Origin of the sequence: Streptomyces griseus subsp. griseus, assembly GCF_000720255.1 — a bacterium.
GTDB lineage: Bacteria > Actinomycetota > Actinomycetes > Streptomycetales > Streptomycetaceae > Streptomyces > Streptomyces griseus_I.
The window spans coordinates 131388-139567 of sequence record NZ_JOJE01000019.1 but is presented as its reverse complement, the minus strand read 5'-3'; the positions used below and the strand labels follow the sequence as shown (position 1 = coordinate 139567).

The 8180-nt window shown below is 71.8% G+C and carries 8 protein-coding genes; 3 read left to right on the top strand and 5 right to left on the bottom strand.

The features are described from left to right. Nucleotides 1-257 precede the first annotated feature (257 nt). On the top strand, nucleotides 258-1925 hold the full coding sequence (locus IG99_RS25365; RefSeq protein WP_037677467.1) for a cellulase family glycosylhydrolase: 1668 nt from the start codon (nucleotides 258-260) through the stop codon (nucleotides 1923-1925). 64 nt (nucleotides 1926-1989) lie between these two features. On the opposite strand, the gene IG99_RS25360 is transcribed toward IG99_RS25365, so the two are convergent. From IG99_RS25360 to IG99_RS25345, 4 genes are all read right to left on the bottom strand, one after another. Beyond that, a complete protein-coding gene (locus IG99_RS25360) occupies nucleotides 1990-2667 on the bottom strand; it encodes a LuxR C-terminal-related transcriptional regulator (RefSeq protein WP_037677464.1) in 678 nt (225 codons plus the stop codon). Nucleotides 2668-2761: 94 nt separating this feature from the next. Next, entirely contained in the window at nucleotides 2762-3172 is a 411-nt protein-coding gene (locus IG99_RS25355) for a deoxyxylulose-5-phosphate synthase (protein WP_107056023.1), read from the bottom strand. 68 nt (nucleotides 3173-3240) lie between these two features. After that, nucleotides 3241-3795, bottom strand: coding sequence for a TetR/AcrR family transcriptional regulator (locus IG99_RS25350; RefSeq protein ID WP_037677462.1), 555 nt, complete (start codon nucleotides 3793-3795; stop codon nucleotides 3241-3243). Next, a complete protein-coding gene (locus tag IG99_RS25345) occupies nucleotides 3795-4115 on the bottom strand; it encodes a DMT family transporter (RefSeq protein WP_037677460.1) in 321 nt (106 codons plus the stop codon). Before IG99_RS25345 ends, IG99_RS25350 begins: the two co-directional genes overlap by 1 nt. Nucleotides 4116-4299: 184 nt before the next feature. On the opposite strand from IG99_RS25345, the gene IG99_RS25340 reads away from it, so the two are divergent. After that, nucleotides 4300-4914 (top strand): DUF1326 domain-containing protein, encoded by a 615-nt coding sequence (locus IG99_RS25340; RefSeq protein WP_037677459.1) that lies wholly within the window; start codon nucleotides 4300-4302, stop codon nucleotides 4912-4914. Continuing rightward, on the top strand, nucleotides 4911-5669 hold the full coding sequence (locus IG99_RS25335) for a DUF2182 domain-containing protein (protein ID WP_037677457.1): 759 nt from the start codon (nucleotides 4911-4913) through the stop codon (nucleotides 5667-5669). Before IG99_RS25340 ends, IG99_RS25335 begins: the two co-directional genes overlap by 4 nt. Before the next feature lie 230 nt (nucleotides 5670-5899). Here IG99_RS25335 and IG99_RS25330 read toward each other — a convergent pair whose 3' ends face one another. Further along, on the bottom strand, nucleotides 5900-8020 hold the full coding sequence (locus IG99_RS25330) for a SpoIIE family protein phosphatase (RefSeq protein ID WP_037677455.1): 2121 nt from the start codon (nucleotides 8018-8020) through the stop codon (nucleotides 5900-5902). Between the last annotated feature and the right edge of the window lie 160 nt (nucleotides 8021-8180).

Here is an 8180-nt window from a genome sequence, read left to right as displayed (position 1 = left end):
TCCTTCCGTCACGGCCGGGCAGCCGACGCCTCGTCAGCTGAACGACCCGGTCTTGACGTGATCCACCGTCAAACAGCCACACCGATCCCACCACTCCAGGCGCTCACTCGGGGGAACCGGCCTGCACCTTCCGGGGCTTGTGTGCCGCGGAGACGCGCGATGTCTTGACGTGCTCTTGGCGAAGTGGCTTTATGGGAGCGCTCCCATCCCTCCCTTTGATGCCCATGTTTCTTGGCGCTCACTTTCTGGAGTCCGCAGTGAGAAGAGCAAGGAGCACAACTCCCCAGAGCCCCCTCACCCGTCTGCTGACCTGTCTGGCCGCCCTCCTCGGGCTCGTCGTCCTCGGCGCCGCCGGCCCGGCCGCCGCACAGGCCGCCCCGTCGTCACCAGGCGTCAAGGCCACCGGTCTGCACATCGGCAACGGCCGCCTGCTCGAGGGCAACGGCAACGACTTCGTCATGCGGGGCGTCAACCACGCCCACACCTGGTACCCGAACCAGCTCCAGTCGCTCGCCGACGTGAAGGCGCTGGGCGCCAACACCGTGCGGGTCGTCCTCGCCGACGGCCACCGCTGGACCAAGAACAGCGCCCAGGACGTTGCCAACGTTGTCAGGCAGTGCAAGGCCAACCGGCTCATCTGCGTGCTGGAGGTGCACGACACCACCGGCTACGGGGAGGAGTCCGCGGCCGGGACCCTCGACCAGGCGGCCGACTACTGGATCGGCCTGAAGAGCGTGCTCGCCGGCGAAGAGAACTACGTCATCATCAACATCGGCAACGAGCCCTGGGGCAACACCAACCCCGACGGCTGGACCGACCCCACCGTCGCCGCGGTCAAGAAGCTCCGCAACGCCGGGTTCGAGCACACGATCATGGTGGACGCGCCCAACTGGGGCCAGGACTGGCAGGGCGTCATGCGCGCCAACGCCAAGACCGTCTACGACGCCGACCCCACCGGCAACCTGATCTTCTCGATCCACATGTACAGCGTCTTCGACACCGCGGCGGAGATCACCGACTACCTCAACGCCTTCGTCAGCGCCAAACTGCCCATCCTCATCGGTGAGTTCGGCGGGCCCGCCGACCAGTGGGGCGACCCGGACGAGGACACCATGATGGCCACCGCCCAGCAACTGAAGCTGGGCTATCTGGCCTGGTCGTGGAGCGGCAACACCGACCCGATCCTGGACCTGTCGATCGGCTTCGACCCCGAGCAGCTCAGCGCGTGGGGCCAGCGCATCTTCAACGGCGTCAACGGCATCGCGCAGACGTCCAAGGAGGCGACGGTCTTCGGCGGCGGCACCCCGGGTGACACCCAGGCCCCGACCGCGCCCGGCACGCCCACCGCCTCCGCCGTGACGGCCACCTCCGCCACGCTCGGCTGGACCGCCGCCACCGACAACGTGGGCGTCACGGGATACGACGTCGTCCGTGTCAGCGGCTCCACGGAGACCAAGGTGGCCGCCTCCACCACCAACGGCGTCACCGTGACCGGACTGACCCCGGCCACCTCGTACACCTTCGCGGTGTACGCCCGGGACGCGGCCGGCAACCGCTCGGCACGCTCGGCCACGGTCAACGTCACCACCACGAGCGCGCCCGCCGGGAACTGCTCCGTCGGCTACCGCGTCGTGGGTGAGTGGCAGGGCGGCTTCCAGGGGGAGATCACCATCCGGAACACGGGAGGCAGCGCCATCAATGGGTGGACCCTGGGCTTCGCTTTCGCAGGCGGCCAGACCATCGGCAACATGTGGGGAGGGACGCCGACCCAGAACGGCGGCACGGTGAGCGTCACGCCCGCCTCCTACACCTCGACCATCTCGGCGGGCGGGTCGGTCACCGTCGGCTTCATCGGGGCCAAGGGCGGTACCAACCCCGCCCCGGCCTCCTTCACCCTGAGCGGCAGCCCCTGCGCGACCGCCTGACGCGGTCCGTCCGGGGCGACCGGCGGGGGGTCACATGCCCCCGCCGGTCGGTGTGCGGCCGGGCTCAGGCCGGCCGCACCAGGCCCGACTCGTAGGCGAAGACCACGGCCTGGACCCGGGCGCGGGCGCCGATCTTGGTGAGGATGTGGCTGACGTGGGACTTGACGGTGGTGGGGGCGATGGACAGCCGGGTGGCGATTTCGGCGTTGGACCAGCCGGACGCGATGGCCGTGAGGACGTCGCGTTCCCGTTCGGTGAGGGCGTCCAGCCGCATCGCGCCGCCGAGGGGGTGGGCGGGGCTCTGCCGGCGGACGGCGTCGATGAGCTTGCGGGTGAGGCTGCGGGTGATCACGGCGTTCCCGGCGGCCACGTTGCGCAGGGCGGAGGTGAGTTCGTCGGGGGTCGCGTCGTGCGGGAGGAAGCCCGCGGCTCCGGCGCGCAGGGCGCTGTAGGCGTACGCGTCGTCGCCGGTGGGGGTCAGGAGGAGGACGCGTGGGGCGCGGTCGCTGGCCTGGGGCGGGGTTTCGGGCCTGATGACGCGCCGGATGGTGTCCATGCCGTCCCGTTGCGGCACGCGGCTGTCCATCAGGACGACGTCGGGACGGAGTTCCGCGCTCAGCCGAACCGCCCCGGGCCCGTCGGCCGCTTCACCGACGGTGGTCAGCCCGGGCTCGGCCGCGAGGAGCATGCGGAGTCCGAGGCGTTGCAGCGACTGGTCGTTGACGATGAGGACGGCAGTCATGATGGTCCCACTCTGAACGAAACCGTTTCGTTCACCTTGGGATCAGGCTAGCCCGGCCCTCATCGAAACGGCACCGTTTCTTTAGTGGTGTGGGTCACACCGTCACGGCAGGCCGTATCGCACGAGCGCTTTTGGGGATGGGCTCGCCGCTGCGCCGGGCGTAGGTCATCCGCTCGCGCACCTCGCGCACCTCGCGCACCTCGCGCACCTCGCGCACCTTGCGCACCTTGCGCACCTTGCGCACCTTGCGCACCTCGCGCAGGGCGCGGGGCCGGTGTCCGGGCCCTCCGCAGCAGGTCCTGTGGAAGCCGACACTCGCGTCGAGCGGCACGCTCAGCGTCCGCCATGCCGCCACGTCACGACGCCTGGGTGCCCCGAACGCCGACCCGGCCTGGATCAGTGGCCGCGCACAGCGCGGGCAGGCCCGCTGCCGCTGCCGGTCGTACGGCTGCTTGAACGACGCCCGGCAGGGCAGGCAGACGTGCGAGGTCTTGGCCGCAGGCATGCCGCTCACCCCAGGCATCCCGCGCCTGCCGGCCAACGGGATTTCCGCGTGTCGCCGTCTTCTGTGGATCAGCCGCTCGGTGTGATCACCCGGGCGAGGGTCTCTCTCGCGTAGTCCTCGTCGTACCGCCCGCCCGTCAGGAGGACCTGGAGGCAGATTCCGTCGAGGAGGGCGACCAGGGCTCGGGCGGTGCGGGGGTCGGTGCGGTGCGTGAGGAGGGCGGCGGTCTCCTCGCACCACTCGGCGGCGACGGTGCGCAGCGCGGGGCGGCGCAGGGCGGCGAGGTAGAGCTCGTACTCCAGCTCCACGCCCGCGCGGTCGCCGTCCAGCCACTGGCCGGTCAGCCGGGCCAGCTCGGCGGCGAGATCGCAGTCGGGGTCGGCCAGGGCGCCGCCGCGTTCGCGTACGACCTTGGCGAAGCCCTCGTTGGTCTGGCGCAGGGCGGCCACGAGCAGGTCGTCGAGGGTCTTGAAGTGGTACGTGGTGGAGCCCAGCGGCACATTCGCCTCGGCGGCGACCGAGCGATGGCTGAGTCCGGCGATGCCGGAGCGGCCCACCACCCGGATCGCGGCGTCGATGATCCGCTGGCGCCGCTCGGGGTCGTACCGCCGGGTCGGCGCCATCAGTGCGCACCGCCGAGATTGAGCAGCACGACACCGAGGATCACGAGGACGATCCCGGCGAGCTTGGCCGGTCCGGCCGACTCGCCGAGGAACACGATGCCGATCGCCGCGACGGCCGCGGTGCCCGCCCCCGCCCAGATCGCGTAGGCGGTGCCGACCTGCATCGACTTCAGGGTCTGGGCGAGCAGCGCGAAGGCCATCAGATAGCCGGCCACCGTGCCGAGCGACGGCCAGAGTTTGCTGAACCCCTCGCTGTACTTCATGGCCGTCGTCCCGGCCACCTCCGCCGCTATGGCAGCGGCCAGCACTCCGTATTGCATGTGTACGAGGGTACACATCGTTGTGTACGGGCGTACACAGTCCGGCGGAGACCAGCTGCGCCGACAGCGGATCTGCGCGATGACGGTCGTCGGGAATAGCCTGGAGAAGAGCGGCACCGGGGCGGAGCGGACCCTCTCGACGCATCCCCTTGACCCGGGGAGCCGCACAACAGGGAGGAAAGTCATGCCCTGGAATCTGACCGGCACGTACCTGGAGAGCTGCAACTGTGACGTGGTGTGCCCCTGCACCACCTCGGGCCTCACCGCACCGGCCGACCACGAGCGCTGCCAGGTGACCTTCGCGTTCCACGTGGACAGCGGGAACGTGGACGACGTCGACGTCTCCGACCGCAGCGTGGCCGTCTTCGTCGACGGGCCGCGGGTGATGGCCGAGGGCGGCTGGCAGGTGGCGCTGTACGTCGACGCCTCAGCCGACGACGGCCAGGCGGAGGCGCTGGGCAAGGTCTTCTCGGGCCAGGCGGGCGGGCCGATGGCGGGGCTCGCTCCACTCATCGGCGAGGTCCTCGGCGTGGAGCGCGTCCCCATCCACTACCGTGACGACGGTCGCCACCACGCCGCGCGGGTGGGCGACGCCATCGACATCGAGATCGAGGACCAGGTCGCCCCGCAGTTCGGCGATGACGGTCCGGTGATGCGCCTGACGGGCATGTTCCACCCGGTGAACAGCACACTGACGATCGCCCGGAACACCCGGGCGACGGGCGACGGTGTGTACGGCCGGTCCTGGGACTTCACGGGCGGCAACGGGCACTACGCGCCCTTCACGTGGTCCGGATGACCGGTGGGCCGGCCACCGTCCGCATCCGGGTGGCGCCCACCGGGCTGCTGCTGGTCGTGGCGGCCGCCGCCTGGGTCTGGATGGTGACGCGCTGGGGCGGCATGTCGGCGATGCCCGGCACCATGGGCCTGGGCCTGGCCGCTTTCCTGGCCGTGTGGACTCTGATGATGACCGCGATGATGCTGCCCGCCACGGCACCCGTCGCCGCTTTGTACGCACGCACCATCACCGTGCACAGGGCATCGCGCATGGTCGTTTTCACGGTCGCCTACCTGCTCGTCTGGGCCGCGGCCGGGCTGCCGGCGTATGCGCTGGCTGTCGGCCTCGGCCAGGCGGCGCACCTCCCACCCACGGCGGGGACAGCGGTGGCCGCGGCCGTGTTCGCGGTCAGCGGCGTCTACCAGCTCACGCCCCTCAAGGACCGTTGTCTGGCGAGGTGCCGTTCGCCGATCGGCCTGATGCTGCGCTACGCCTCGTATCCGAGGGCCTCGCGCGATCTGCGTGCCGGAGCCCACCACGGGGCCTTCTGCCTGGGCTGCTGCTGGTCGCTGATGGTGCTGCTGGCGGCGTTCGGTGTGATGAACCTGTGGGCCATGGTGGCCCTGGCCGCCGTGATCACCGCCGAGAAACTCGCTCCGGCCGGCCGCCTGGTGGCCCGTGCCGTGGGGATCGCCTCGATCGTCCTGGCCGTCGTCGTCTTCTGGGTCCCGGCGCTGGCTCCGGGTCTCACCGGCGGTGGCATGGCCGGGATGTGAGCGCGGGCCGCGCCCGACCGAGAAGGCGAGCGGCGGACCGCTGTCTCGATGGTGACCGAACGCCGGTGCGGCATCACCGAGGACCAGGACGAAACCTCGAGCGTCGGCCTACGCGGCAGGCGTGCCGAGACCCGCTGACGGCACCGGCCGACGGGCGCCGCCCTGCGGGCGGATGACCCGACCAACTGCACCACCCGCCGGAACAGTTCCCACAACTCGTCCGACGACGTCTAATTCCGAGTGGAGCGCAGCAGCAGGACGCTGATGTCGTCCGTGCGGTGGCCGGACGGCCAGGCGCAGTCGACGAGACTGCCGATCAGGTCGTCCAGGTCGCGGTCGCCCGTCTCGGCCAGGTGCCGTACGAGGCCGGTGGTGGCCCGGGTGACGTCGGAGTGGGGGAGTTCCACAAGACCGTCGGTGTACAGGGCCAGGGTCGCGCCCGGGGGGAGGGCCGCCGTGGTCGTGGGGTACTGGGCGCCGGTGTCGACCCCCAGCAGCGGCCCTGGTTCGACGTCCAGGACACGCGCGCGCCCGTCGGCCGCGCGCAGCAGCGGGGGGACGTGGCCCGCGCTGACGAGGACCAGTTCGTGGCGGGCCAGGTCGATGTGCGCGTAGAGGCAGGAGACCAGCAGGTCGGAGTCCAGGTCGGCGAGGAGCCGGTTGGTGCGGGCCAGCACCTGGTCGGGAGGCGAGCCCGCCGACGCGAAGGCGTGGATGGCCGTACGGACCTGGCCCATGAGGGCGGCCGCGGCGACGCTGTGCCCCTCGACGTCGCCGATGACCGCGGCGGCGGTGGTGGCGTCGAGGCGGAGCAGGTCGTAGAAGTCGCCGCCCACCTCGACCCCGTGCCCGGCGGGCAGGTACTGCGCGGCGACGTCGAGCCCGGGCAGCACCGGAAGCGTGCGGGGGAGCAGGGTCTGCTGGAGCTCCTCCACCAGGCGGTGCTGGGCGTCGTAGAGCCGGGCGCGGTCCAGGGCCTGGGCGATCAGACCGGCCAGGGAGGTGAGCACGGCGCGCTCGTCGGAGCTGAAGACGTGCGGGTGGTCGTACGACAGGATGCAGCAGCCCACCGGGCGGCCCGACATGGTCAGGGGCAGGAACGCCCAGGCCTGTTTGCCGCTGATCCGGGTCGCGCCGGGGTAGTTGCCGGACATCTCCGCCGGGTCGGCGAAGAACGCGGGGACGCCGCTCTCGAGGACCTGGCCGGCGGGGGTGAGGTCGGTCTCCAGCGGGAGGGCGTCGAGGCGCTCGATGATGTCGTCGGAGTAGCCGTGGTGGCCGATGATCCTGAGGCGGCCGGCGTCGACGGCGGACACCACGAGACCGTCGGCACCGAACGCCGGCAGGACCTGGTCGGCGATGAGACGGACGACGTCGTGCACGCGCACCGTCTCGGTGAGCGCGGCGGCCAGGTGGACCAGCTGGTACAGGCGGCCGGTCGGGGCCGCGGCGGGCCGGGGTGGGGTCGCGGGCGGTGAGCCGTTCGTGGCCGGGTCCCGGGTGGGCGTGATCCTGGCGCTGATGCCGCTGCCGTCCGGATGGAGCTCGAACGTCAGCCAGTGGTCCGGCGGGCAGAGCGTGGTGAAGGAGACCGGGGCCCGGCTCACGACCGCCGTGCGGTAGTGGTCCTCGTAGACGGGGTCGTCCATCCACGGCAGCGACTGCCAGGGGCGCGTGCCCAACAGCCGGTCGGCCTCGCGCCCGAGCAACCGGGCGGCGGTCGAGGTGACGAAGGTGATCCGGCCCTCCAGGTCCAGGCCCAGCGCGCCTTCGGGCAGCCGCTCGGCGTAGTCGGCGGCGGCCAGACCGGTCTGGAGGGGGTGGCGGACCGTGTCGACCGGCACCACACGCGGCCGCATGGGCAGCGTGGGCGGCTGCGGGGAGTCGTCCAGCAGCCGGGCCAGACGGCGGGCGCTGGCGCTGATGTGGGCGCGTTCGCGAGCCGTGGCCTCCCGGGGGTGATCGGCGGACCACATCAGGACGATGCCGCCCCAGCTGCGGCGCGCCCCGGTCAGCGGGGCCGCGGCGAGCGCGAACCGGTAGGGCAGCACGGCGGCGGCCCGCGGGTAGCGGCTGACCATCTCGTCCTGGGAGCCCACCCACACCAGCCCGTCCTCGCGGATCGCGTCCGCGACCGGCACGGGCGCCGTCAGCGGCAGCCGCTGCCAGGGCGCGGTGAACTCCACCGGCAGACCGCACAGCGCCACCAGGCGCAGCGTCGGACCCGCGTCGTCGATCAGGTAGAGACCGCCCACCGAAGCCCCGGTGCGGCGCACCGTTTCGGCCAGGGCCGCCCCCAGGTCGTCGTCCACGGCCCCGACGATCCCCGTCGCCTGCTCGATCCCGGACATCGCGCCCTCCGGTCCGGTGTCCTCGCGCGTCCTACGCCTTGCTCATACCCGGACGTTACGCCCGACAACGGGCGGCTGCGCGAAACGTGCCGCCGCTCCCGTCGCGGGGCTCGCCGAGGGTGGCGCCCGGGACCCGGTCCGTGCCCGGCGACCCTCGATG